Annotated in this window: 20 protein-coding genes and 1 tRNA gene; 7 read left to right on the forward strand and 14 right to left on the reverse strand. The window is 56.2% G+C overall.

Features of this window, described 5'->3' with window-relative positions:
• Nucleotides 1-38 precede the first annotated feature (38 nt).
• Complete coding sequence (locus P273_RS0101435; RefSeq protein ID WP_024626739.1) at nt 39-1,595, forward strand: S9 family peptidase; 1,557 nt, start codon at nt 39-41, stop codon at nt 1,593-1,595.
• Here the strand turns inward: P273_RS0101435 and P273_RS09945 are convergent.
• The gene (locus P273_RS09945) at nt 1,545-1,943 is read right to left on the reverse strand and encodes an ABC transporter permease (RefSeq protein WP_216476349.1); all 399 of its coding nucleotides are present in this window, start codon (nt 1,941-1,943) and stop codon (nt 1,545-1,547) included. The genes P273_RS0101435 and P273_RS09945 overlap by 51 nt on opposite strands.
• Nucleotide 1,944: 1 nt before the next feature.
• Complete coding sequence (locus P273_RS0101445) at nt 1,945-3,849, reverse strand: PspC domain-containing protein (protein WP_172637224.1); 1,905 nt, start codon at nt 3,847-3,849, stop codon at nt 1,945-1,947.
• Nucleotides 3,850-4,034: 185 nt separating this feature from the next.
• Here P273_RS0101445 and P273_RS0101450 point away from each other — a divergent pair, with 185 nt between their 5' ends.
• Together P273_RS0101450 and P273_RS0101455 are read left to right on the forward strand one after the other, a co-directional pair.
• Complete coding sequence (locus P273_RS0101450; protein WP_253269548.1) at nt 4,035-5,276, forward strand: ATP-binding protein; 1,242 nt, start codon at nt 4,035-4,037, stop codon at nt 5,274-5,276.
• Between the two features lie 98 nt (nt 5,277-5,374).
• Complete coding sequence (locus tag P273_RS0101455) at nt 5,375-6,076, forward strand: response regulator transcription factor (RefSeq protein WP_024626742.1); 702 nt, start codon at nt 5,375-5,377, stop codon at nt 6,074-6,076.
• Nucleotides 6,077-6,281: 205 nt separating this feature from the next.
• Here the strand turns inward: P273_RS0101455 and yicI are convergent, their stop codons facing one another.
• Together yicI and P273_RS0101465 are read right to left on the reverse strand one after the other, a co-directional pair.
• Nucleotides 6,282-8,348: an alpha-xylosidase gene (gene yicI, locus P273_RS0101460; protein ID WP_024626743.1), complete on the reverse strand. Its 2,067-nt coding sequence runs from the start codon at nt 8,346-8,348 to the stop codon at nt 6,282-6,284.
• Nucleotides 8,349-8,424: 76 nt separating this feature from the next.
• Nucleotides 8,425-9,687, reverse strand: a complete 1,263-nt coding sequence (locus P273_RS0101465) for an ABC transporter substrate-binding protein (RefSeq protein ID WP_024626744.1) — start codon at nt 9,685-9,687, stop codon at nt 8,425-8,427.
• A gap of 239 nt (nt 9,688-9,926) precedes the next feature.
• Between P273_RS0101465 and P273_RS09745 the strand changes: the two genes are divergently transcribed.
• Nucleotides 9,927-10,982 carry a LacI family DNA-binding transcriptional regulator gene (locus tag P273_RS09745; RefSeq protein ID WP_172637225.1) on the forward strand — a complete coding sequence of 352 codons (1,056 nt, stop codon included), beginning with the start codon at nt 9,927-9,929 and terminating at the stop codon, nt 10,980-10,982.
• Here the strand turns inward: P273_RS09745 and P273_RS0101475 are convergent.
• From P273_RS0101475 to P273_RS0101485, 3 genes are all read right to left on the reverse strand, one after another.
• A complete protein-coding gene (locus P273_RS0101475; protein ID WP_029676007.1) occupies nt 10,972-11,814 on the reverse strand; it encodes a carbohydrate ABC transporter permease in 843 nt (280 codons plus the stop codon). The two genes, P273_RS09745 and P273_RS0101475, sit on opposite strands and share 11 nt — an antisense overlap.
• 1 nt (nt 11,815) lies before the next feature.
• Entirely contained in the window at nt 11,816-12,670 is an 855-nt protein-coding gene (locus P273_RS0101480) for a carbohydrate ABC transporter permease (RefSeq protein WP_024626747.1), read from the reverse strand.
• Nucleotides 12,671-13,293: 623 nt separating this feature from the next.
• Nucleotides 13,294-13,998 carry a hypothetical protein gene (locus tag P273_RS0101485; RefSeq protein WP_024626748.1) on the reverse strand — a complete coding sequence of 235 codons (705 nt, stop codon included), beginning with the start codon at nt 13,996-13,998 and terminating at the stop codon, nt 13,294-13,296.
• Between the two features lie 172 nt (nt 13,999-14,170).
• On the opposite strand from P273_RS0101485, the gene P273_RS0101490 reads away from it, so the two are divergent.
• Nucleotides 14,171-14,782 (forward strand): Type 1 glutamine amidotransferase-like domain-containing protein, encoded by a 612-nt coding sequence (locus tag P273_RS0101490; protein WP_024626749.1) that lies wholly within the window; start codon nt 14,171-14,173, stop codon nt 14,780-14,782.
• Nucleotides 14,783-14,792: 10 nt separating this feature from the next.
• Here P273_RS0101490 and P273_RS0101495 read toward each other — a convergent pair whose 3' ends face one another.
• The 7 genes from P273_RS0101495 to P273_RS0101525 all read right to left on the reverse strand — a co-directional run bounded on the left by P273_RS0101495 (nt 14,793) and on the right by P273_RS0101525 (nt 20,978).
• Nucleotides 14,793-16,394 carry a ClC family H(+)/Cl(-) exchange transporter gene (locus P273_RS0101495; RefSeq protein ID WP_029676008.1) on the reverse strand — a complete coding sequence of 534 codons (1,602 nt, stop codon included), beginning with the start codon at nt 16,392-16,394 and terminating at the stop codon, nt 14,793-14,795.
• Between the two features lie 85 nt (nt 16,395-16,479).
• Entirely contained in the window at nt 16,480-16,911 is a 432-nt protein-coding gene (locus P273_RS0101500; RefSeq protein ID WP_172637226.1) for a YbaK/EbsC family protein, read from the reverse strand.
• Nucleotides 16,912-17,089: 178 nt separating this feature from the next.
• Nucleotides 17,090-17,587, reverse strand: coding sequence for a hypothetical protein (locus P273_RS0101505; RefSeq protein WP_024626752.1), 498 nt, complete (start codon nt 17,585-17,587; stop codon nt 17,090-17,092).
• A 190-nt stretch (nt 17,588-17,777) separates the two neighbouring features.
• Nucleotides 17,778-17,862: transfer RNA gene (locus P273_RS0101510), tRNA-Ser, on the reverse strand.
• Between the two features lie 93 nt (nt 17,863-17,955).
• The gene (gene serS, locus P273_RS0101515; protein WP_024626753.1) at nt 17,956-19,242 is read right to left on the reverse strand and encodes a serine--tRNA ligase; all 1,287 of its coding nucleotides are present in this window, start codon (nt 19,240-19,242) and stop codon (nt 17,956-17,958) included.
• Between the two features lie 170 nt (nt 19,243-19,412).
• Nucleotides 19,413-20,288, reverse strand: coding sequence for an L-serine ammonia-lyase, iron-sulfur-dependent, subunit alpha (gene sdaAA, locus P273_RS0101520; protein WP_024626754.1), 876 nt, complete (start codon nt 20,286-20,288; stop codon nt 19,413-19,415).
• Between the two features lie 12 nt (nt 20,289-20,300).
• The gene (locus tag P273_RS0101525; protein WP_024626755.1) at nt 20,301-20,978 is read right to left on the reverse strand and encodes a serine dehydratase beta chain; all 678 of its coding nucleotides are present in this window, start codon (nt 20,976-20,978) and stop codon (nt 20,301-20,303) included.
• A gap of 220 nt (nt 20,979-21,198) precedes the next feature.
• Here P273_RS0101525 and P273_RS0101530 point away from each other — a divergent pair, with 220 nt between their 5' ends.
• Nucleotides 21,199-22,293 carry a diacylglycerol kinase family protein gene (locus P273_RS0101530; protein ID WP_024626756.1) on the forward strand — a complete coding sequence of 365 codons (1,095 nt, stop codon included), beginning with the start codon at nt 21,199-21,201 and terminating at the stop codon, nt 22,291-22,293.
• Nucleotides 22,294-22,354: 61 nt separating this feature from the next.
• The gene (gene pgm / locus P273_RS0101535) at nt 22,355-24,028 is read left to right on the forward strand and encodes a phosphoglucomutase (alpha-D-glucose-1,6-bisphosphate-dependent) (RefSeq protein WP_024626757.1); all 1,674 of its coding nucleotides are present in this window, start codon (nt 22,355-22,357) and stop codon (nt 24,026-24,028) included.
• Nucleotides 24,029-24,065 lie beyond the last annotated feature (37 nt).

Raw genomic sequence — 24,065 nt, forward strand, 5'->3', positions numbered from 1 at the left:
TCTGACCAATCAGTCGAGCGGTCGGGTAGAGTTAACGGGTGCAAAAGCTGAAACGGGCGGGCTTTACCGCCGCCTCCTTCGTAGTCATCCTGCTGGTCATGCTCCTTTTAGGCCAAGCCATGACGCCGGACTGGCAGGTGGAACCCTACCGCGACCATCTGCAGGTCTCGACCCGATCCACCGCAGTCGCCTCGAGCTTAGGAACCACTACCCCTGAGGGCACCCACCCCGTCAGGGAACAGAAAATCAGCATCACTCTGGATGGCGGAGTCCATATCCAGGCCATTGTCAGAGAGCCAAGCGACCGAAAGGGCACGGGGCCAGCCTGCCTGTTCATCCACGGCGCCGGAACAGGCAAATCCTCCGAAGTATACGGCGACCTGGCTTCAGCTATGGCCTCGGCCGGCATTACCACCCTGGTGCCTGACAAGCGTTTGGACACCTACACCACCTTTCACCGTGACTATCAGGCCATGGCCGCCGACTATGGGCGTTCCCTTGACCGTCTGCGATCCTGGCCGGGTGTGGATCCAACCAAAGTAGGCCTGTACGCCGAGTCCGAAGGCACCTGGATATCGTCCATCATGACCGCCAAGGACCCCAGCATCGCCTTCTCCATCTTGACTTCGCCTCCCGTCTACCCGGGACGGCGGCAGATGGCCATGGCGGCCACCAGCTACTTGGATCTGATTGGCGCACCTAAGGGAATCCGCAATGTGATACCCCGGCTCATGGGCATGGATCTGTCCCTGCTGGGCCTGGAGTACGCCGACTTTCCCTCCCTGCCCTATCTGGATCAGCTGCGAATGCCGGTCATGATCAACTTCGGCACCATGGATGTCTCCATGCCAGTCGAGCAGGGTGCGCGCGAAATCATCCGCAGAACCCACGCCAGCGGCAATGACAACGTGACTCTGCGCTACTACCCCACCAACCATCAGATCCGCACCGGCAGTCGGCTGGCCAAGGCCGGGTTGCCCTTGGAACCCAGATATACCCATAATCTGGAAGACTGGATCAACGCCGTAGCACTAGGCACCAAAGCCGATCAATGGTCCACTCCCATGATTGCCGGCAACCAGCCCCATCAGCTCAATCAAGTGCCTGATCGTACTGATTCCGGATTGATTTCCTCGCTGACCGCCCTGCTGACCTTGATGGCCAGTGGCCCCGTTCTGCTGGTTGCTGCCCTCATAACTGCCCTGATAGGAGCCTTGAACTCACATCTGCGGGCTCGAGACAATATCAGACAACGTCCCGGCTTCAGCAAAGGTCTGGCCGGACGGCTTTGGGCACTGGGACTGTTGGCCACAGGACTGATAACGGCCCTGCTGGCCTATGCCTTCACTGTGGTCCGCCAGGCCTTTGGCCTGGTCCATCTGTCCTCGATGATGACATTCTCCTGGTTCCTACTGTCAGGTCTCTGCCTGATGCTCATCCTGCTCTTGGCGAGCACCCTGACCTCCATCTTCAGCCGATCTGACGGCAAGCCAGCTGTTGTCGGGGCGGGCCACTGGCTGACCCTGACCCTAACTCTGTTGGGGTCACTGGCCATCCTTGGCAGCCTGATCTTCTGGAATATACTGGTCTTTTGAGTCATGACGAACGCGCTTTGTTGATGCCAGCCAAATTGATATAGCAGCGACAATCAGCACCACGCCCAGGCCAGCAAAAATCAATGGAATAATCCGCTGCCAGGGTATGACTAGGGTCAGATCCGTACCGTACCGCAGAAAGACCAATCCTAAAGCCAACATGGTCAGAGCCAAAAGTCCAACCAGGATGCCAAAAATGATGGTAGGCATGCTGGGACCGCTAGGACGGACCGGCTCCGGCGGCTGCATCCGAACCTGGTATATCGGGGGTGCCTGTGATTCAACCGGCATGACCTTGGTGGTGCGCTCCTGACGATCCAGCGGCTGGCCTCCTTCTGGTTGCTGCATATCAGTCATCTTCCTGATCCTCCCCAAACTGCCATGGATTGTAGCTATAATCCCAATATTCATTGATCGATCCGCTGTAGAGCTGCGCCCGCTTCGGCTGGGTAGCACTCCCCTGGGCTTGCACGGTGACCCGCGCACCGTCCATGAGATTGGCATCGACAATCAATTCGGGATCGTCGGGCATATGCCACTGATCCTCCTTGGACGCTCGCAGGGCCTCCTCCCAGTTGCGTCGTTCAGCTGATGGCGACGTATTGCCCCACCACATCCGGTTTCCCTGTTCCGTCTCGGTTATCCAGTCAGCCGCACCTGACCCCAAGACCCTGTAGAGGTCGGTGTGTTCCCTATAGGACAGACTGCATCCCTTAGGAATGAGCAGGCGAACGTCAGCATAGGCCACAGCCAGGCGGACGGTGCCCGTCGGGCAGCCTGAGACTGTACTCTCCGCCTCATCCATAATCTGAACACGATGGGTGCCGTGTTTCTGCTCATAACCAGTCAGGTCAATAACGGCACTTCCCTGATCCTGCGGGTCTCCGACCAGCGCGATGCCGCGGCGGTAACGCCTCATGTCTGCACTGTCCGCCCCCAACAAGCGCCCATGGTTGTTGCCGTTAACTTGAACTGTGGCGTAGTCGGCCAAGATCCTGCGGTTCTGGGTTTGCTCAATGCCTGGTATGGCCGAACCAGAAGCCAGCATCAGGACAACCAGGCAGGCCATCAGGGCAATAGGGGTCAGTCCTCCAGACCTGCGGCCCATCAAACCCAGGATCAGTATGACCACGCCAAGTATCAGCGTGACGCCTCCAGCCCAGATCAGAGCGAAGGTCAAGGCCACATTCAATCCGCGATAGGGGTTCGTGGCCATCCACCAGACCCCTGCGCCGGAGACCAGGATCAGTCCTGACAGAAGACTGACCAGCGCAGGTCCGGCGGGACGACGCCGTAGCCGGGGCGGAACCGACGGAGTCTTACGGGCTATTCCCGGCCCTGTCGAGAATGACCCGGCTGTACCATAGTCCGGCCAGTCACTGAATCCATATGACTGATTCATGTTCCCAACAGGTTCTGCAGGGCCTCCTGCCCCCGTCCAACCTCCGGGAGCTGCACCGGTGACAGAATTCTCAAAGCCTTGCGTATTATCAGAATCGCTGCCAGCGTTTGCCGAATCCGCTGTCTCAAAAATATGTCCGGAAGCAGTCGCATCCCCTTGTTGTTCCCGAGTTCCATACGAATCGGAATCCCCTGGCTGGTTCTTGTACCCTTCTGTGCTCGCATTGCCGTCTGTCTGCGTATTGCTTCGAGTCCCTGTGTAATCCTGGTACCCCTCATACCCCGAAAAGCTTGGGTAGTCAGGCTGATTCGGATACCATTGCGAACCTGCACCACTCGGCCGGTCCGAATATTGCGGTCCCATCACCCAAGGATCGCCCGAAACCGGTCTGCCGGCATCCGGCCCAGTCCAGTACCCTCTTTGGTACTCCAGGGCCTTGTTGCGGCTCCATCGGATGAACAGATACAGGACCAGGGCACCGAAGGCCAGTGAAAAGATTCCGACTCCAGGAATCAGGATGGCCAGCAGCCAGTAAATGATGATGCCCACCATGGAAGCATGCCAAATCCCGTGAATCAGCTCCTGGGCGATAATGACCCCACGCCGGTCCGGCAGGATGAACCAGGCAAAGCCGTAGAAGGCGGCACCGGCGCCGAAGAAAAAGACCGCCAGAATCATCAACGCTCTGACCAGGGTCACGCTCCAACCCAGGCGACGGGCCAAGGCTACGCAAACACCGCCTACCCATCCCTGGTCACGGATCAGATAGGACTCCCTGCAGGCGCGGAAGAACCTGTCGAACTTCCACTGCCAGCCGTTATCGGGGCCATTGCCGTTCATGTCGCTACTCATATCTTCATTACAACACCCTGCGAGCGCAAATCTCATGGGGGAACACCCTGATTCGACCCTGATTTCTTCCCCTTATTGCCCTATCGATACCGTCCGAAACGGATAATAGAGGCATGAACGCAGCCATGCAGGAAGAACAAACGCTGAGGGAACCACCTCCTCTACATCCTGCGCGCATGCCCCTGATGAGGCCACACAAGGGCAGGATCCTATGCGGAGTCTGCAAGGGCGTCAGCCTGCACTTGGGCATCCCCGTCTTCTGGATCCGCCTGGTCATGGTGCTTATGGCCCCCAAATTGATCACCTGTGTAATCTACTGCTTTCTGTGGTTGACGCTCCCCCAGGGCGACCCCACCCAGGCAGTCCAACCGAATGACCCGAAGTCAGCCCCGCTGGCGCCCAGCATCCTTACTGAACAGTCAGATCAAAAGGAGGAGCACAGCATCAGTCCCGGGCGGATAACCAGACTGCTGGCAGGACTGGGCATCATCCTCCTGCTGACTGCCGTCTTTCTGCTCAACAGCGGTATGCGCCCCGCCTTTGTCGTCCCCAGCCTGCTTTTCTGCGCAGGACTGGTTCTGGCCTGGCTGAGGCCGGAAAACCAAGGAACCGGCTACCACCTGCCGACCCTGATAGGCAGCCTGGCCCTGATTCTGTCTGCCGCGGTGATCTTCCTGCTGTCCACCCAGGAATTGCATTGGGCCCTGACCCTGATAGTCCTGGCCGGCCTGCTTCTTATAGGCGTAACCGCAGTGGTCGTGCCCTGGGTAGGCTCGATCCTCAGCCAGCTTGGCGATGAACGAGCCATGAAGGAACGCGAGGAGGAGCGGGCCGACATGGCAGCCCATCTGCATGATGGCGTTCTTCAGACCCTGGCCCTGATCCAGCTGCATGCCGACGACCCGCATACCGTCTTCACCCTGGCTCGCTCCCAGGAACGCGATCTGCGCAACTGGCTCTACCAGGAACGCACTCCCTCAGACCGGTCCGTCAGCACAGGGCTGAGCCAGATAGCCGCACAGGTGGAGGACGATTCAGGCAAGCCGATCGAGGTGGTCACCGTCGGCGATGCCATGCCCTGCGCCCAGACCGATGCCTTGCTCAACGCGGCCCGACAGGCCCTGGTCAATGCCGTAACCCACGGTGGGGAACCCATCTCCGTCTATTGCGAGGCCCGCAGGAATCAGGTTGAGGTCTACGTGCGCGACCACGGTTCGGGCTTCGATATGGATACGATTCCAGCCGACCGTCTGGGAATCCGCGAGTCCATCATCGGCCGGATTCGGCGGCGTGGCGGCAGGGTCGAGATCGTCTCGCGCCCAGGCTGGGGCACCGAGGTCAGGATGCATATGCCGCTGTCCGAGGCCAGCCAACACCAGGAGGGCAAGGTTGGTCAGACTGAAAAGGGGACTGAGGCCCAGCAATGATAGGATGCATGGTGAACCATTCATTCACAGACGCATGCCGGTCCGATCCCAACCACACTTGAGGACCCGCGTCGGGAAAGGCGGGTTGAACCACGCCCATGACCACGACTGCAGCAGAGCCCCATCAAGCCGAGGGTGGACCCGCAAGCATCCGCGTAGCCGTCGTCGACGACCATGAGATGTTCCGTACCGGCGTCATAACCACCCTGCAGCCGCATTTTCACGTCGTGGGCCAGGCGGCAGACGTGGAATCCTCCATCCTCATGGTCAGGCAGACCCGGCCCGATGTGGTCCTGTTGGATGTGCACGTGCCCGGTGGCCAGGGCGGCGGGGGCGCCGAAATCCTGAGCCGCTCCCATCCCCTATCCCCCAGGTCTGTCTTTCTGGCTCTTTCCGTATCCGACTCGCCCAGGGACGTGGGTTCGGTCATCCGCGCCGGAGCCCGTGGTTACGTGACCAAGACCATCTCCGCCAAGGACCTGGTCTCCTCAATCCGCCAGGTTCACGAGGGGTACGCGGTCTTCTCCCCCAAGCTGGCCGGATTCGTGCTCTCCGCCTTCCAGGAGGACGAGGCTGCAGATGCCGTTCTGGCAGAAGACGACGAGCTAGATCGGCTCTCCGCACGCGAGCAGGAAGTCATGCGCCTGATCGCCCGGGGCTACACCTACCGCGAGGTGGCCTCTGAGCTGTTCATCTCCATCAAGACGGTTGAGACCCACGTCTCCAACGTTCTGCGCAAACTCCAGCTATCCAACCGAACCGAACTGACCCGCTGGGCCGCTGACCGCCGCATCGTCTGAACAGCCAGATATCAGTCTGGGCCTGTCTAAATTCAGCAAGGTGGAGTCCCGTTTATTGCCCTGTTCACAGGAACGCACGGGTCTTGGATAAGCAGAACCCGCGCGTCTTGAATAGTCGTTATCTTGTAGCCTCCCGTATCCACTGACCACATCACAGCCTTTTGCCATATAAATGTGACAAAAGAACTGAGAAACCAGTGAAAACTCAGCTTGCAGAACCTCTGGACACATGCAGTGGATCAGCACCCGGACGGACTAGGAGCGGCAAAGTATGATAATCATATTGCTGCTCATACCAACGGCCAGGCTTGTATTCCTCGCCTGTAAGGAGGTTCTTCCAGACATCTCCCGTATGGTTTCCTTCCTCATCTGGAACATAGAACCTGGCGAATCCATCATCCGCAAATATCGGAGCCACCAGCAGATCATCACCAAGCATGTACTGAGTATCTATATCTTCGCAAGTTGGATCATTGGGGAATTCCAGGATCATTGCTCGCATGACAGGCACTCCAGTTTCATGAGCTTCTTGCGACATGCGTGAGAGGTAAGGCACCAGACGCTTTTTGAGCTTGGTGAATTCACTGGTCACCTGTACAGCTTCATCACCATATCTCCAAGGAACTTTCAACTCATTCGATCCGTGATATCTGGAATGCGATGAGAGGAGCCCGAACTGCGTCCAACGCTTATACAAATCAGGCGTAGGCCTAACAGGACGGTCCTCAAAACCTGCAATATCATGACTCCAATATCCAAATCCTGCCATGCCCAAGGACAAGCCCGCGCGAAGCGAATCAGCCATAGCCTCATAGGTAGCGGTAGGATCCCCGCCCCAGTGAACTGGATACTTTTGACTGCCGACAGTGGCTGAACGGGCAAAAACGACGGCGTTTTCCTCTCCATGGACTGCTGCAGTAACTTCATACACCGCTTTGTTGTAGAGAAGAGTGTAATAATTATGCATCAATGCTGGATCAGCGTGATTGAAATATTCCACATGCTCAGTGGGTATGCGTTCGCCAAAGTCGGTCTTAAAGCAATCGACCCCTTGTTCCAGAAGATGTCGTAGCTTTGATTGATACCATTTCGTCGCCGCTGGATTAGTGAAATCAACGATAGCCATACCTGGCTGCCACATGTCCCACTGCCAGACGGTACCATCGGTATTCTTAATGAAGTAACCGTTCCTTGCTCCCTCTTCGAATATAGGGGACTTTTGTGCGATGTATGGGTTTATCCATACACAAGCTTTTACACCTCTCTGGTGTAGCTCGGAAAGCAGCTCCTCTGGTTGGGGGAATTTCTTCTCGTCCCACTGGAAACTGCACCATTCCAGTTCCTTCATCCAATGACTATCTATATGCACAACACTAAGAGGGACATCATGTGCTGCCATATCGTCGACCATTTCCAGAATCGATTCCTGATCGAAATAAGGACTCATCGATGTGGAAAGCCATAATCCAAGACTCCAATCGGGCACCTTGGGCGGTTTGCCAGTTAAGTCAGTATAGTTATCGATCACACCCTTAAGATTGTTCCCGGATATCACCGAATAGGTCATTTCCTGTTCAGGAACGGCAAATTCAATACGAGACACATTCTGAGTACCTATTTCAAAACTGACCAGACCTGTGGTATCAACAAAAAGACCATATCCCTTATTGCTAAGATAGAAAGGAATGTTCTTATAAGCCTGCTCGCTTTGCGAACCTCCGTCAAGATTCCAGCAATCAACACTTTGGCCATTTCTGACAAAGTTGGTAAAGCGTTCTCCCAGACCGTATATTTTCTCTCCTACGGCAAGATCAAGCTGATCCACAATGTACGTCTGCCCCGACGGATCGATGACTACTGCCTTGCTATTGAGGCTTGCTTTGGTGACCAGTTTGCCTTCATGAATATATCGAAATTCGAGACTATCTCCCTTGGACACAACAAGAGTCAGCTTACCTGACGTGAACCGCCAATCGTCTGCAGTTTCTTCAATCGTCACTGCCGTATTCGATGAATTCAGTTCAAAACTTGGCTGATGACTACGATCTCTCCTATAGTTAATCAGTCTTGTAGTTATCACATCTGCATGGGAACTGGTGACCTCAATGGTCAAAACCCCCCTGTTCAGGGTATCGCCCAAGGAATGGATCGGTTGATTAAGTGGGCAATATAGAGTCAGCTTATCCGATTCGATATCTGCGCTGTACACGCTGGAAACATAGTTGACCTCATATCCTTGTTTGACAAGCCAGGCACCGTTAAGAAATTTCATCAGTTTATCTTTCTAGAAGTTGATATGCCAAGGGCGGCCCCAAAGTAGCAGGAGCCGTCCATTGACTGTCGTTTTCTTACTTGCGGATACCGTTCTTCTGATAGTCCGCGTCAAGACCGTTGAGGTAGGCGTCAACGTCCCCATTCGTCAGGAAAATCTGGCTCAGGCCTTTCATATCGCTCGCGCCAGTGAACATGACATCCGGGAATATACAGGTTTTGCCCTTGTCGATGTAATCGGCTTTCATTGCCGTAAGCACATCGGTCCCCGCAGGCACATCCGAACGAACTGAAAGCAGATTCTGATCGGTCGTGTACTCCTCTTGGGCTTTCTTAGACAGAAGGAATGTAACAAACTTTTGAGCCGCATCTTGATGTTTGGAAGCTGTTGAAACTCCGATGAGAGCATCAGTGCCGGAAATTAACTTGGTTTCGTTGGGTTTATCGCTGGTGGGAAGAACAAAGAAACCAAGGTTGATATTGGGATTGGCCTCCTTAATAGCAGGTATGGCCCATATGCCCGTTATGTACATTGCAGACTTGCCATTGGCAAACTGCGAATTCCCGTCGTTGTAATCGGTACCGTTCGGGTCACCTTGAGCGAATTCCCTGAGCTTCAGCATTCGTTCGGCAGCCGTTCTCCACCCTTTGTTCTTAGAGAAAGTCTCCTTGCCTGATTGCAGATTATCCCAAAAATGGTCTCCCTGCATTGGAGCAGCAACAGCCATCGCTGTCTTATTGGCTGGATCGGAATCTTTCCATGTGAATATGAACGGCTGCTCGTTTTGTTGCTTAAGCTTCTGCGCAAGGTCGATGAATTCGTCCCAAGTCGTAGGAGGCTTCAGATCATACTTCTTGAAGATATCTACGTTATAGAGCACGCCTTCGCCAATAATGGACCAAGGGACAGCATAATCCTTGTCGGTTTGCCCAATTTTGCGCAGATAGTCATAATAACCTTTATTAGCAACAGCTTTGTATGCCTCAGTGCCCTTTTGCTCAGTGAGTATATTTGCCTTGACCAGATCGTTGTAATATGTGCCGTCTGCAGTTATTACATCAGGCACATCATTTTTGGCCATTCGAGATTTCAATACCGTTAGCGGATCAGATGCATTCTGCTGCTCAACCTTGATATTAGGATTTTTTGATTCGAATTCTTTAATCAACTTGTTAGTGATTTTTACAGACTCGGGCTTCTTTTGGAAAAATTGAATCTCAACTTTGCCATTAGCGGAGTTGTCTCCCTCCGCATCATTCCCGCATGCAGCAGCTGTTGTCACCAACATAGATGCGGCAGCGGCAAAAGCCATTACTTTACCCATCCTAGGGTTCTTCATCCGATCTCCTCCTTTGGAGTGATGAAAAAAGTTCAGCAATCCCCCGAATTGTTCAAACTTTAAAACGAAATACCAATATATTCACGTCTCAATATTCTTTGTTATCTAATTCATTCTAATGCAACCGGTTGCAACCACCTAATCCTCCTTCTACTTTTTCTAAAGATTAAAAACTACAATTGCTGAGGCTTACACTGTATACGTACAGGTAATTGACCATACAATCTTCGGGGAAACCATTGAAACGACAAGAACCCGCGACGATACAGAACGTCGCTGAACGCGCAGGGGTTTCCATCTCAACTGTCTCCAGATCATTCTCTCGGCCTGATCTTGTTGCCACCAATACACGGAAACGAGTACTTCAAGTTGCAAAAGATCTTGACTTTTCCGTTGCCCGTTCCTCGGGAGCTTTGCGGTCGCGCAGGTCCTACAGAATTGCCGTATTGCTACCCGGCAGCCCAGCCACCTGGTTTCTTTCGCAAATCATCGCTGGTTTGGATTCGGTATTGCATAGGAACGGATACGACCTTTCTTTTTACCGGATACGCAATACAGCAGATCAGGAACAGTTTTTCAACGACCTCCCTACAAGGAAAAATGCAGATGCTGTTGTCGTGCCCTCCTTCAATATCAGCCAAGTGGGTATAGACCGCCTGAGCAATCTCGGCATTCCCATCGCCGGAATCAACATGCAAAATAAGGCAGGCCTCACTTTGGACTCTTTCATCAAAGACCGCACAACCATGAGGGAAATCGTCAATCATTTGATCTCTCTCGGTCATAGAGACATTTCCTATATAGGTTTCTCACCTTCTAACTCCCTTCAGTTCAGCGCTATGGAAAGGCTCAAGGGATTCCGAGAAGCCTGTAGCAATGCCACTACCCCCGTGCGTACTAGCATCATCACTTTGGACGAACATGACGTGGTTGACGATGTCCTTGAACCTGAACGCGTTATTACACAAATACTTCAGCTTCCTCACCTACCTACTGCGATATGCTGCCAACAAGACGGAATCGCAATTCCGCTAGCCTGTCGACTATGCCAAAAGGGTCTGTCGATACCAGATACCGTTTCCATTACTGGATTTGACGATTCAACGTATGCTGAACCTTTCAATTTGACTACTGCCCATCAGGATCCCGAAGACATGGCCCGTGGTATAGGACAGAAGATCTTGAGGTTGCTCAACGACAAAACGGTTGATGCTCCATTCGAAGAATTCCCATCGCCTCTGGTAATACGAACTTCGACCGCTCGTCCTCGTCAAAGCGAGCGTCTCACTCCTTAACAGAGCCAGCTGCAACACCTCCTATAATCTGCTTCTGCGCAAACAAATACACAATTAGCATGGGAATCATCGCCAAGGTGTAGGAGGAAAAAGACAGATTGTAATCAGTGTTAAAGGTGCTCTGGAACATATACTGAGTAAGGGGAATGGTGAATTGATTCTGCTTCGAGATCATGACCAATGGCATCATGAAATCATTCCAGACCCAGAGCGTTTGCAGAATGGCGACAGTGGCATTGGCTGGCCCCATGAGCGGAAAAATAATACGCCAAAAGGTCTGCCAGGTATTAGCACCATCAAGCATGGCTGCTTCATCAAGACTGGTCGGTATGGTTTCAAGATAGCCAACATAGAACATGGTATTGAACGGCAAGTTGTATATAACGTACAGCGGAATTAACCCATATAAGTTATCCAATCCAAGCAGGCTCATCTCCTTGACAAGTGGAAGCATGAGTATTGAAAATGGAATGAACATGGCCGAGACGATGTAGTAATAGACAAACTTATAACCCTTGCGATTCATATTCCTCGCAATGGCATAGGCAACCATCGAGTTGGTCAACACAGCCAAAATTACTGAGATCGCAGTCAATAGAAGACTATTGCACAATGCCCTCCAAAAACCCGTTTCAGCAATCGCTCTGGAGAAATTGTCCCAATGCCAGCTTGTTGGAAGAGCCCACAAGCTGTTGGCGCTCTGCTGCCTATCCTTCACGGCTGTCGTCAAGGTTATATACATAGGAATCAGAACAGTGAGCGAGCAAAAAAGCAGAAAAACCGTGAGAAGCCAGTTGCTTCGTCTCCTGATGGTATTGCTTTTGATATCCATATCAGTTCTCCCTTGACCTGAACAAGCGCATCTGTACAAGCGAGATGAAAAGAATCAAAACAAAGTACATGACAGCGTTCGCAGACTGGTAGGCAAACTGACCACCCTGAAACCCGTTTCGATAAATCAGGAATGATATTGATTGAGTCGCTGTACCCGGCCCGCCGTTTGTCAGAGCCACCACCAAATCGAAAACCTGCAATTGGTTCTTGAGCTGAAGAACCATATTCACTGCCACGAAAGGCATGACCAGAGGCAGGGTTATTCTCCAAAACACCTGCCGCCTATTGGCACCATCCACCTTGGCAGCTTCATATATGTCTGATGAGATAGATTCGATCCCAGTCATATAGATGACCGTTGTAACCGCACAAGCCTGCCAGACTGCAACGATGACTATAGCAACCCATGCCCATTGCGGATTACCAAGCAAACTTCGCGAAAGAAAATCGTTATGAAGCCCTTTGCCTATGGAGGTAATCGCCTGCGAAAAAATAAAGTTAAAAACGTACCCGATAACAATGGTTGCCAAGACCGCGGGCAAGAAGAAAACACCTCGCAGAAACCCTTTGAGCCTAATGTTTTGCGTTAAAGCCGCTGCCAAGAGGAGGCTGATCATGTTGGTCAATATGGCAGCAAGAAAAGCAAATCCCAGGGTAAAAATGTAACTATGCAGAATGCTGGAGTCTTTGACAAGGTTCTGATAATTCGATAAGCCAATGAACTTCCATCCCCCGTAGCCCCTGTAGTCCGTCAGACTGTAAAACATACCCATCAAAGCCGGAACGGTCATAAAACAGAACAACAGAACAACTCCGGGGAAGACCATTAGAATTGGCCCTTTCCGTCGTCTCATGCACAACTCCTTTGCTTGCACTTAGTCAGTCGCACAATGCATGCACGACATTCGCATAGGCTTAGCCACTTTTCGGTGCCATGACCTTCAATCATCAAGCCGTAATCACGGCAGAAACACCTTTCAGAGTCAAGGGGACTGAACCGGCATCCTCCTTTGGAATCCGCCTTGCTATAGCAACTCCGTAAAAGCCATAACGCCAGAGAACGCAACAACACTCCCTCGTGGTTGTCTGCATCTCACGACGACTTAAGAATACAGCAACCGGTTGCAATAATCAATTTAACGGTTAGTCGCATCAGAAATCGCAACATTCAATTCCCTTATCAATAACTGTCGGAACTGACGTTGATGCTCTTTGCACCACTAAAGAATGCACAATTATGACAATCTGATCAACTTAAGACATAAAGCATAAATAAATCGTTTGAAGGTTAGGACGGAATCAATAAGCGCCGCATAACACAAACTAGAAGTCTAAAGAGCTGCGGAGTGGGGAATAGTTAAAATATCACCTACCAGAGGTAGCCACCGTAGTAACCAACTGGACCAGGATCAATGTCGCATGTCCAATTACCACCGCTTCGCTTTACATCTGCCACACAGAGCATACGCTGCCGCCTTCATCGATTGAAAAGTTGACGCAGACTGCTGATGTCGTGAACGACAACCCCCTTCATGCCAAGTCTGTCAGCAATTGCCACATGTTCAGGGTCACGATCGACAAAGATTGTGTGCCCGGGGGTGATGGCGAAACGGCGCAGGGCAAGACGATAGAAGAGAGGATCGGAAAGATCCAGATGCTCCTCGGATGAGATCAGGACACCTTTCAGGGCAGAGAGCGGCGAAAGGGCCTCGGATGCCACTTCGATCAGCTGACGGGTCGTTGCCGCCAGACCCCAAAGCGTCAACCCGGCTCGCCGCAGATTTCCCAGCAGCTCCGATGCTCCGGGAAGAAGGCCCTTCACTGCCAGGGTGTAGTTTTCCAGACAGACGCGAATCACCCAAGCAACCGCAGGCCCGTGAGTAGTTTCATAGTCGGCCAGTGCCTGCCGTGGGTCCACGCCCAGATTGATCTGTCTTCTGACGCAGGCGAAGCCCCAAGGGTCCTCCGGGTCCAGCACCATATCGACCACCCCGTCAGGGTACTGCCCAACCAGGGCTCGGCGCGGGTCCCAATCCACCAAGGTCCCAGGCAGAGCGAAGAGAATGCTGCCGCCGGGGGCTACTGGATCGGGGCGGTCATCGCTGAATTTATCCTCGCCTGGCAGGTCGTCCAATACGCCTTGGCCGGATCCCTGCTGGAACTCCTTATGCTGCCTTGCCATGCCCCCAGAATAAACATCCGGACCTACAGGGCCTGCGCCGGATTCCAATCGACATGTAGTCAATCACTATGTGGAAGCCATTGCATGGATATATTGAGGCCAGCAATGGTCGGATTTTATATTTTGCGACCTGCCCAGGGCGGAAATCCCGCCTGGCATGAAAGGAGCCGTCATGCGTCGACTGCTGCTCACATCCTCATTCTCTGCTACCGCTGAAAGGTTGCCCACCTTTCTGGAAAGCTCTCCTAAGAATCGTACGGTAGCTTTCATCCCCACGGCCAACCTTCCACAGCGTTCGGATAGTTATGTCCAGGAGGCTCGCCAAGCTTTCACCGACATGGGCTGCAGGATCGACGACCTGGAAGTCTCAACAGCCGATCCGGAGACCATACGTCGCAGCCTGGAGGAGGACGACCTGATCTACCTGTCCGGTGGCAACACCTTCTTCCTGCTACAGGAGTTGCGTCGCTCAGGCGCTGCTGATCTGATCAGACAGCAGGTGGATCAGGGCAAACCTTACATCGGCGAATCGGCTGGCGCTGTAGTGACCGGTCCCGATATCGGCTTCCTGGATGCCATGGATCCGCGCTCGGCCGCCCCGAATCTGGACTCCACCGCCGGGCTGGGTCTGGTGGACTTCCGTCTCCTCCCCCACCTTGATTCCGAGCCCTTCGCCGAGGTAACCAGAAAAATTCTGGACCGCTACGGCGACGATGCGCCCATGGTGGCCATCAACAACAGCCAGGCCGTGGCAGTCCACGGGCAGTGCCTGATCATCCTTTAGAGAACGTCAGTCAGCGACAGAGGCTTTCCATGACCCGTCGGGCCTGATCCAGACGATCACCGGGACAGAGCAGGATGACGCCGTCTCCGGCGAGCAACCTCAGATCACCAGCAGGAATCAGCCGATGCTCACCCCGGCGAAGACCGATTACGGCACATCCGTGCGGCCAGGGGATCTGCCCCAGCAGACGACCAGCCGCCGGGCTGCCATGCTCTATGGGGAACTCCACAGTGACCCTGTCAGGAACCTGAGCATCGGGAGCACGTCCTCGGCGATAACGCTCCAGCAGAGCCTCGTAAATAGGCTGGACACCCAGCAAATCGGACACCATCAGAGCCGTAAAAGCGCACAGGGCCACAGGGAGCATGTGGACCAGAGAGCCTGACATCTCCACCGTCAGCAGGATGGAGGTTATGGGGGCCTTGACCGAGGCCGTCAGAGTGCCCGCCATGGCGCAGACCGCACAGACTGGAATAATCCTGACGGGCATTCCCAAGGCGGCCGCGCCCATCCCGCATAGTGACCCAGTCAGTGTGCCGACTGCCAGGATGGGCATGAAGATGCCTCCGGGGGCACCGCTGCCGAAGGAGGTAGCCGTAAAGAGCATCTTGACCAGAAGCAGAACCAGCAGGTTGATGGCCACCGACCAAGCCACCTCACGAACACCTTCCGCCTTGCCAATCAGGTCCTCGCCGCCACCCAGGACAGCAGGCAGCAACAACCCGACCGGCAGGGCCAGGAAGAGGGAGATCACCGGTCCAAGCTTCGAGGGCAAGTGCCTGTAAAGGCTCTGCGCGCCCAGCAGCAGACGGTTCATGGCGGCTCCCACAAGGCCGGCCACCAGCCCAAGGGGGATCATCAGCAGATACTGGGCAATGGTCAACTGAGGCATAGCGGTAAAGTCCAGGACCGGGCGCAGACCGAAGCGGTTTTTGGCGATAAAATCCGCACTCAGGCAGGCCATGGCTGCTGACAGAAGAATCATTGGCGAAAAGGACCGGTGAATCTCCTCCAGAGCAAAGACCATCCCCGACAGAGGCGCGTTGAAGGCTGCAGACAGACCGGCAGCCGCGCCCGAGGTCACCAGGCAGGTCTCCTCCACACGATCCCGACGCAATCCTCGGGAAACCAGCTGGGAACCTGCTGCGCCGATCTGCACTGAGGGTCCCTCGCGCCCCAGAGACAGGCCGAACATGCCGCAGGCCAGGCCGCCTAGGAATCGCACGCCCAGCACGGGCAGAGCAGGCATGCGCATGCCGTGGATGACCACGCCCTCCACCTGTGGGATGCCAGATCCGGAGGCCATGGGAACCCGGCCGACCATCCAGGCTAGGGCCAGGCCCACCAGCAGGGCGACCAGCAGCCAAGGAAGAATTATCAGAGGCCGGTCACGCATCTGTGCATAGGCCCATCGAGCAAACTGGGTGCCGTAGCCAATGCCCTGGCGGTAGAGCACCACCAGCACTCCCACCAACAGTCCGCAGCAGGCGGCCCTGAACGCTACCAGCCACCGGCTGGCACGACCCGGCCTGGTGGCCTGCACCGAGTCGGAAGGATGGGTCTGATCCATTTCATCTGCCGACGACCCTCTGTTAGACAGATTCAGCCTCACCGGCCTGCTCCTTCCCGCCTTCGCACACAACGGTTTCCAGCATCCCCCAAGGCAGAGACCAGAAGCAATGACCCAGTCGACGACTTCAACTCTCCGGCAGTATGAACACCCGGGATACCAGCTTCCGAGCAAGATTCGGCAGGCAGGAGGCAGGCAAACAGACGGATACATCGTCGGAGCCCAGCGGCAGAGCGGTCTGTTGATCAGTTGCTGTCAAGTTGCCGTCCAGAACGACGGTGTCCACCTGGCCCTGATGATCCACCAGATCCAGCAGCGAGACCCGGCCCGGCACCGTATCCAGACACTGGCGCAAGGTAGCAGCCGAGGCCATATGCAGCCTTCGGCATCCGACCACTTCCCGCACCTGGCGCAAATCAGGCCGCACTATGCCCTTGGCCACCAGGAGTATCAGCAGACCTCCCGCATCCTCCAGCAGCAGGAACTTGGAGAGGTTTTCTACAGAGAGCCCCAGCAGGTCAGCAATGCCCAACTCCATACCCTGGTCGATAGTATCCAAGGGCGGATGCTGAACGACGCGACAATTCGTCTTCAAACCGTCCAGAAGCTCTCGCACTGTCGTAGGAACAATCCGGTTCCCCGCGTCCACTGGTCTCTTACCCATACTGCTCAAAGCGCCAGGATCTGCTTTTGCAGCAGGTTCAGCGTTGTCATTGCCTAGGCTCATGAGCACCTTGTCAGTCGTTGGACACCTCTGAGTCGGGCTTCAGCTCCTTCTCCTTCTGGCCTATCCGCTTTCTGTCTATGCGATAGTAAGCGTTGAAGAGACCGCCGGAGGTCAGCAGGAAGACAAGGAGAACCAGCAGCCATATGTTCTCTTCGGCATCGTATGTCTCAAGCAGTTCATAAGAGGAGGAGACCATCTTCAGCCAACCTGCAACTGACACGAAGTACCAGGCAGTCGCCTGGTCAAGGAAGCTCAGCGCCCGTCGCCGTTCCGACCGGGTCCTGGTGGCCTGGCGAAGGATTTCATGCCCGCGTTTGCGCTCCAAGTGGATCTTGACGATGGGAGCCAGCCACCACCAGGGCGAGACCTCATCCCAATTCTTGCTGAGCTGATCAAAGTCGTCCAGGAGCTCCTGATATTCCTGCAGCTCCATCAGCCCCTGGAAGAGTGGGAATGTGAAAAGCAACCAATCCCCGATCAGAGAGACAATGGCGATGAATTGATCCACGACCCGACCTTTCCCTTGCAGAGCCGACAACCCAAGGGTCGACTCGCGTGATTAAGCATGGCTACCGTCCTTTATTGTAGGCACCGAGCTCCAATTCAAACCGCTGAACAACCGCTGACCTAAGGACTGGGAACATAAGCTTCCGCGAGTACAAGAATGCCCCGGATATAGCTCCGGGGCATCAACCAGGCGGACAGGGCGGGATTCGAACCCGCGGTGGCTTGCGCCACAACGGTTTTCAAGACCGTCTCTTTCGGCCGCTCAGACACCTGTCCATAAGACGTGCCAATCAGGCACGTCACTCATCATACGACATCAAGGTTGGTCCAACCACCAACGGAATGTCGACCAATCCCGGCAGAGGCGGTTCAGGCCTCCCAGGTCTTGGGCTCGATGACTTCCTTGCCGCCCACATAGGAGCGCATGGCCTCAGGGATGACGATGGAGCCGTCGGCGTTCTGGTGGTTCTCCAGGATGGCGACCAGCCAGCGGGTGGTGGCCAGGGTCCCGTTCAGGGTGCTGACGGGACGCGTGGAGCCGTCCTCCAGCCGCTCGCGTTCGTTGAGGCGGCGGGCCTGGTACTCAGTGCAGTTGGAGGTTGACGTCAGCTCACGGTAGCGGCCCTGGGTGGGCACCCAGGCCTCGCAGTCGAACTTGCGCGCAGCCGAGGACCCCAGGTCCCCTGCGGCGGTGTCGATGATCCGGTAGGGTACGTCCACCTTGGCCAGCATCTCCTGCTCCATGGCCAGCAGCTGCTGGTGTTGGTCGCGGGAGTCCTCCTGCTTGCAGTAGACGAACATCTCCACCTTGTCGAACTGGTGGACGCGGATGATGCCCATGGTGTCCTTGCCAGCAGAACCAGCCTCCCGCCGGTAGCAGCTGGACCAGCCGCAGTAGCGCAGGGGACCCTTGCTCAAATCCAGGATCTCATCCTCGTGCATGCCAGCCAAGGAGACCTCGGAGGTGCCCACCAGATACTGGTCATCAGGCTCACGCAGACGGTAGATCTCGTCGGCATGGGCATTCAGGAATCCGGTGCCAGCCATAACCTCGGGCCGGACCAAGGTAGGAGTGATTGTGGGAATAAATCCATGCTCCATGGCCTGGTCCACGGCCATGGTCAGCATAGCAATCTCCAGCCGGGCCACATCACCGCGCAAGAAATAGAAGCGGGAGCCGGAAATCTTGACGCCCCTGCGCATGTCGATGCCAGCCACGCCCACACCCAGATCCAGGTGGTTCTTGGGCTCGAAGCCCTCCTTGGCGAAGTCGCGCGGGGTACCGACCTTCTTGACCACCACGTAGTCGTCCTCGCCGCCTTCGGGCGCCTCGGGCTCCACTACGTTGCTGAACTTCCACATGAGGTCGGTGTACCTGGCGTTGGCCTCGTCGGAGGCTGACTTGCAGGCGTTCACCTTCTCGGACAGACTCTTGGTCCGGGCCAGAAGATCGGCTTTCTCATCAGGAGACGCCGAACCCATGCGCTTGCCGAGCGACTTCTGCTCGGCCCTGCAGCTCTCGTAATCCTGGAGTGCAGCCCTGCGCTCACTGTCCGCCTTCAGCACCTCGTCGACGAGTTCGACCGATTCGCCGCGTTTGCGCTGTGATTCACGGACAACATCCGGATGTTCCTGAATGAACCTGATATCTAACATATCTGAATTGTATGACTTTCAGGGGACACGAAAACCGGCCCCGCACACCTCTTTCCGGGCCTTATGACCTCTGCTGCAGCCGGTTCGGCCGCCGCCGACCGGCCAAGGGGAACAACCACAACAGGAAGGCAGACGGAATCCGTCCGTCCTTTATATGCATCTGCCATGCGTCACTTGCCAAATACGGTCTTTCGGAACCGTTTGCCGGTGGGAGTGCCCGCCAGTCCCCCGATGCCGGTCTCTCTCAGTGATGAGGGCATGCTCTCGCCGATGGACTTCATGGCTGCGATGACCTCATCGGGCGGGATCCTGCTGACGCCACCCGATAGGGCGATGTCAGCAGCGATCAAAGCATTGGCTGTACCGATGGCGTTGCGATTGACGCAAGGCACCTCGACCAGTCCGGCCACGGGATCGCAGACAAGCCCCAGCAGATTGCTCATGGCTATGGCGAAGGCCTGGGCACTGGCATCAGGATCGCCTCCTGCGCCTTCAACCGCTGCAGCGGCAGCCATGCCGGATGCGCTGCCCACCTCGGCCTGGCAGCCCCCTGTAGCTCCGGAAATCATCGCCTTGTTGGCCGTGACCAGTCCGAAAGCCCCTGCCGTGAACATGCAGCGGACCAATCCATCGTCATCCAGCCCCAGTCGGTTCTTGAGCACGGTGAGCACTCCGGGCAAGGTCCCCGAGGAGCCGGCCGTAGGCGTCGCGCAGATGATGCCCATGGCCGCGTTGACCTCATTGGTGGCCATGGCGGCCTCGACGGCCTGCAGCATGGCATCGCCGCTCAGGCTGGTTCGCGTCTTCCGGTAATGCTCCATCAGAGCCGCCTGGCCACCGCTCAGCCCAGTTTTGGAAAAGACACCATCGCCCTGGGATCCCCTGGCCACGGCAGCCTGCATGACCTGCAGGTTCTTGGCCATTCTTTCCCAGATCTGTTCACGAGTCTGGCGCGAACGACGCACCTCCTCGTCGATGGCCACTTCAGATATCGACGAGCCGCGCTCTTCGGCCATACTCACGAGTTCAGCGATCGAAGTGAACATGCGCCATGCCTCCTAGTCGATATAAATCATCCGGGACGAGTGACCCGCGATCTGCTTCTGTCGTTGCGTAGACAGCGGATTGTCCAAATCAAACTCATACACCGCCATGCCAGCCGGACCCTCGGGTTCATACCTGGTCTGCTTGGTCACGCCCTCTTCCCGAAGCAGATCACGTATGTGTTCCAGTCGCCGACCGGCTCCGTTTTCGGATTCATCCAGTTCCACCAAGAGGATGGGCAGAAGCCCTGGAGGAGTGATCAGGCAGCCGTCCAAGTTGATACTCCGTACTTCAATGGTCCCGCCCCCGATAGAGCAAGCCGCGTAGATCACCCGACCGGCTGGGCCCTGCAGATCCAGGACGGCCGTGTTCGGGTGGTCAATGGGGCTGGGTTCATTCTCTTCGTGGAAGGTCAAATCCATGCCCTGCATCCGGGCGATGCCGATAGCATCAGGGACCCGGGGGTCATCAGGAGCAAAACCCAGCAGACCGCTGATGATGGCATAGTCGGTACCGTGGCCGCTGTGCGTGCGAGCGAAGGAATCATAATAATGAATATCAGCACGGCTCGGAGCACCCCCGGCAAGGATGTGGCCAACCCGACCAATGGCCACCGCCCCAGCTGTGTGCGAGCTGGAGGGTCCGATCATGATGGGACCTATGATGTCGAACACGCTCTTGTACTTATCCATGCCTGCCTCCTCTTCCCATACCCCCGGGCTTTCCCAGACTTCCAGCGCGCGAAGCCTTTGCAGCTCCAGACCGAAGGGACCACATGGACCGAATGCCATCATAACTTTGCGATTTTCATAACTCAATCAGCTCATACTGTCAGCGTGATTGCTGTAGAGGGTTCGTTCACGTCGGACACACCCAAGGGATTCGGGTCGACGCCACGCGCACAATAGAATCATGCCAATTCCAGCGGTCGTCATCCTCGGCATCCTGGCGGTGGCGGCCATTGTCGTCACGGCAGTGGTGCTGATCATTCGCGCCCAAAGACGACATAGGTTCGCCATGCAGATCCTGACCCGTGACGACGACCAGCTCAGCTACGCTTTCGTCATCAACCCCTCCAAGCCTCAGGCCGCCGCTGCTCGCGAGCGCATCCAGCAATACTGCCGGGACAAGGGCATCCGCGAATTCAGCTTCATCGAAACCCAGCTGGATCGGGATGGGAAAGCCTGCGCCCGCATGGCGCTGGAGCGTGGAGCCAACGTAGTCGTTGCCGTGGGCGGGGACGGGACCGTACGCACCGTAGCCAGCGCCATGGCATCCAGCGACCATGTCATGGGCATCATCCCTATAGGTACCGGGAATCTCTTCGCAAGGAACATGGGCATTCCCGTTGGCGATCTGGACGCGGCCTTGGCCGTGGCTACCTCGTACGGATCCACCCAAGTCGACGTGGGCCGTATGGCTCTGCTGGACCAGGGCGATCAGGAACAAGGCCGTGGCCATGCCTTCCTGATCATCGCCGGCATCGGCTTCGATGCCCTGATGATTGACGACACCGACCCCAATCTGAAGAAGACGGTCAGCTGGCTGGCCTACTTCATCAGCGGCGCCAAGCATCTGTTCGCGCCCAAGTACACAGCCGACATCACCATCACCCGGCCCGACCAGGTCACACAGACCAACACCTCAGTGACCTTCCGCACCTTCATGGCCGGCAACTGTGGGGAGATCCCGGGATTCTCCCTGATGCCCGACGCCTCCTACGAGGACGGCATACTGGACTTCGAGATCATCGACACCTCCGCTGGCCTGATCGGCTGGGCCAACCTCTTCGGAGACGTCATGCATCAGACCATCACCCGAAAGGCCAGCCAGAGCCCCCTGTCGACCAACTCCACCATCGTCCAGCTGCAGGGGACCAAGGCAGAAATCCGTCTGGAGAAGCCCGCCTTGGCCCAGGTGGACGGCGACATTCTGGGCGAGACCTGCCACATCGCACTCAGCGTGGAGCACCGGGCTCTGAACGTGCGGGTTCCCCAGTCCGACTGAGCTGAAGGACTCCGTTCACCATCTGTAGGCTTTCTCATGCCGGGGTGGCATGATGGGAGCCATGACAGCACAGAACGCGGGCAAGCCTGCCAGCCCGGAAGATCTGATCAACGTAGACGATCTGATCGGCAGGTACTATGATCTCATCCCCGACCCCTCCACGCCTTCCCAGCGGGTGTCCTTCGGCACCTCCGGGCATCGTGGCTCCGCCCTTACCACCTCCTTCAACGAGGCCCACATCGTGGCCATCAGCCAGGCCATAGCCGAACAGCGAGCCAAGGACGGAGTCACCGGACCGCTCTATCTGGGTCGCGATACCCACGCCCTCTCACTGCCCGCCTGGAAGACCGCCATCGAGGTCCTTACAGCCAACGACGTACGAGTGCGCATTGACGCCAATGATGATTACACTCCCACCCCTACCGTCTCCCAGGCCATCCTGACACACAACCGGGCGGCCGACGGCACCCAGCGCTTCTCCGGTAAGGACCTGGCCGATGGCATCGTGGTCACTCCCTCCCATAACCCGCCCACCGATGGCGGATTCAAGTACGACCCGCCCACAGGCGGACCGGCTCCGGCCGAAACCACCAACGCCATAGCGCAACGGGCCAACGAGCTTTTGGGCGACTATAGGCAGGTCAAGCGGATTCCCTTTAAGGATGCCATCAAATCCGACCTGGTTGAGCGCTTCGACTACCGGGAACACTATGTGGCTGACCTGGGCAATGTCATCGACTTTGATCTGATCAGATCTTCAGGTGTCCGTCTGGGCATTGATCCGCTGGGCGGGGCCTCGGTCAACTACTGGCCGCTGATCAACGAAAAGTACGGTCTGAACATCGGCGTCGTCAACCCGGAGGTGGATCCGACCTGGCGGTTCATGACCATTGACCACGATGGGAAGATCCGCATGGATCCCAGCTCCCCCTATGCCATGAAGGGTCTAGTGGATCGCCTCAACGCCGGAGCCTGGGACTCCTACGACCTGGTCGGAGGCACGGATCCGGATGCCGACAGGCATGGCATTGTCTGCCCAGGAACCGGGGTCATGAATCCCAACCACTACATCGCCGTATGCGTGGAATACCTCTTCTCCGGCAACCGACCCGGATGGCCGCAGGGCGCCGGCATCGGCAAGACCTTGGTCTCCTCCTCCCTGATCGACCGTGTGGCTGCCTCCATCGGTGCCAGGCTGATCGAGGTGCCTGTGGGCTTCAAGTGGTTCGTCGACCCTCTCTTCAAGGGCGAGGTGGCCTTTGGCGGCGAGGAGAGCTCCGGGATGAGCTTCCTGCGCCGGGACGGCCGCGTCTGGACGACCGACAAGGACGGGCTGATCCCCGACCTGCTGGCTGCCGAGATCACAGCCAAGACCGGAAAGAACCCGGCCCAGCTCCACCAGGAGCAGGTAGAGCGCTTCGGCCAGAGCTGGTACAAGCGTGTGGACACCCCGACCACCTTGGAGCAGAAGCAGAAGTTCGCCCAGTTGAACGGCGACGATGTGACGGCCTCCACCCTGGCCGGCGAGCCCATCACCGCCAAGCTGACCGAAGCCCCGGGCAACGGAGCCAAAATCGGAGGCATCAAGGTAACCACCCAGAACAACTGGTTCGCCGCCCGCCCCTCCGGCACCGAGAACATCTACAAGGTCTATGCCGAATCCTTCGTTTCCCCTGAGGCTCTGGACCAGGTTCTGGACGACGCCGACCAGGTGGTCGCCAAGGCCCTGGGCTGAGCTGCAGACAAGACCATCGCTGGCGCAGGGGTTCTCT

Origin of the sequence: Bifidobacterium sp. A11 (assembly GCF_000499185.1) — a bacterium.
Taxonomy (GTDB): Bacteria; Actinomycetota; Actinomycetes; order Actinomycetales; family Bifidobacteriaceae; genus Bombiscardovia; species Bombiscardovia mizhiensis.

Excerpts from the sequence above, each read along its gene's own strand:
- P273_RS09945 (WP_216476349.1), bottom strand. The coding sequence starts at position 1,943 with ATGCAGCAACCAGAAGGAGGCCAGCCGCTGGATCGTCAGGAGCGCACC.
- P273_RS0101445 (WP_172637224.1), bottom strand. The coding sequence starts at position 3,849 with ATGAGTAGCGACATGAACGGCAATGGCCCCGATAACGGCTGGCAGTGG.
- P273_RS0101450 (WP_253269548.1), top strand. The coding sequence starts at position 4,035 with ATGAGGCCACACAAGGGCAGGATCCTATGCGGAGTCTGCAAGGGCGTC.
- P273_RS0101455 (WP_024626742.1), top strand. The coding sequence starts at position 5,375 with ATGACCACGACTGCAGCAGAGCCCCATCAAGCCGAGGGTGGACCCGCA.
- yicI (WP_024626743.1), bottom strand. The coding sequence starts at position 8,348 with ATGAAATTTCTTAACGGTGCCTGGCTTGTCAAACAAGGATATGAGGTC.
- P273_RS0101465 (WP_024626744.1), bottom strand. The coding sequence starts at position 9,687 with ATGAAGAACCCTAGGATGGGTAAAGTAATGGCTTTTGCCGCTGCCGCA.
- P273_RS0101475 (WP_029676007.1), bottom strand. The coding sequence starts at position 11,814 with ATGGATATCAAAAGCAATACCATCAGGAGACGAAGCAACTGGCTTCTC.
- P273_RS0101480 (WP_024626747.1), bottom strand. The coding sequence starts at position 12,670 with ATGAGACGACGGAAAGGGCCAATTCTAATGGTCTTCCCCGGAGTTGTT.
- P273_RS0101485 (WP_024626748.1), bottom strand. The coding sequence starts at position 13,998 with ATGGCAAGGCAGCATAAGGAGTTCCAGCAGGGATCCGGCCAAGGCGTA.
- P273_RS0101490 (WP_024626749.1), top strand. The coding sequence starts at position 14,171 with ATGCGTCGACTGCTGCTCACATCCTCATTCTCTGCTACCGCTGAAAGG.
- serS (WP_024626753.1), bottom strand. The coding sequence starts at position 19,242 with ATGTTAGATATCAGGTTCATTCAGGAACATCCGGATGTTGTCCGTGAA.
- sdaAA (WP_024626754.1), bottom strand. The coding sequence starts at position 20,288 with ATGTTCACTTCGATCGCTGAACTCGTGAGTATGGCCGAAGAGCGCGGC.
- P273_RS0101525 (WP_024626755.1), bottom strand. The coding sequence starts at position 20,978 with ATGGATAAGTACAAGAGCGTGTTCGACATCATAGGTCCCATCATGATC.
- P273_RS0101530 (WP_024626756.1), top strand. The coding sequence starts at position 21,199 with ATGCCAATTCCAGCGGTCGTCATCCTCGGCATCCTGGCGGTGGCGGCC.
- pgm (WP_024626757.1), top strand. The coding sequence starts at position 22,355 with ATGACAGCACAGAACGCGGGCAAGCCTGCCAGCCCGGAAGATCTGATC.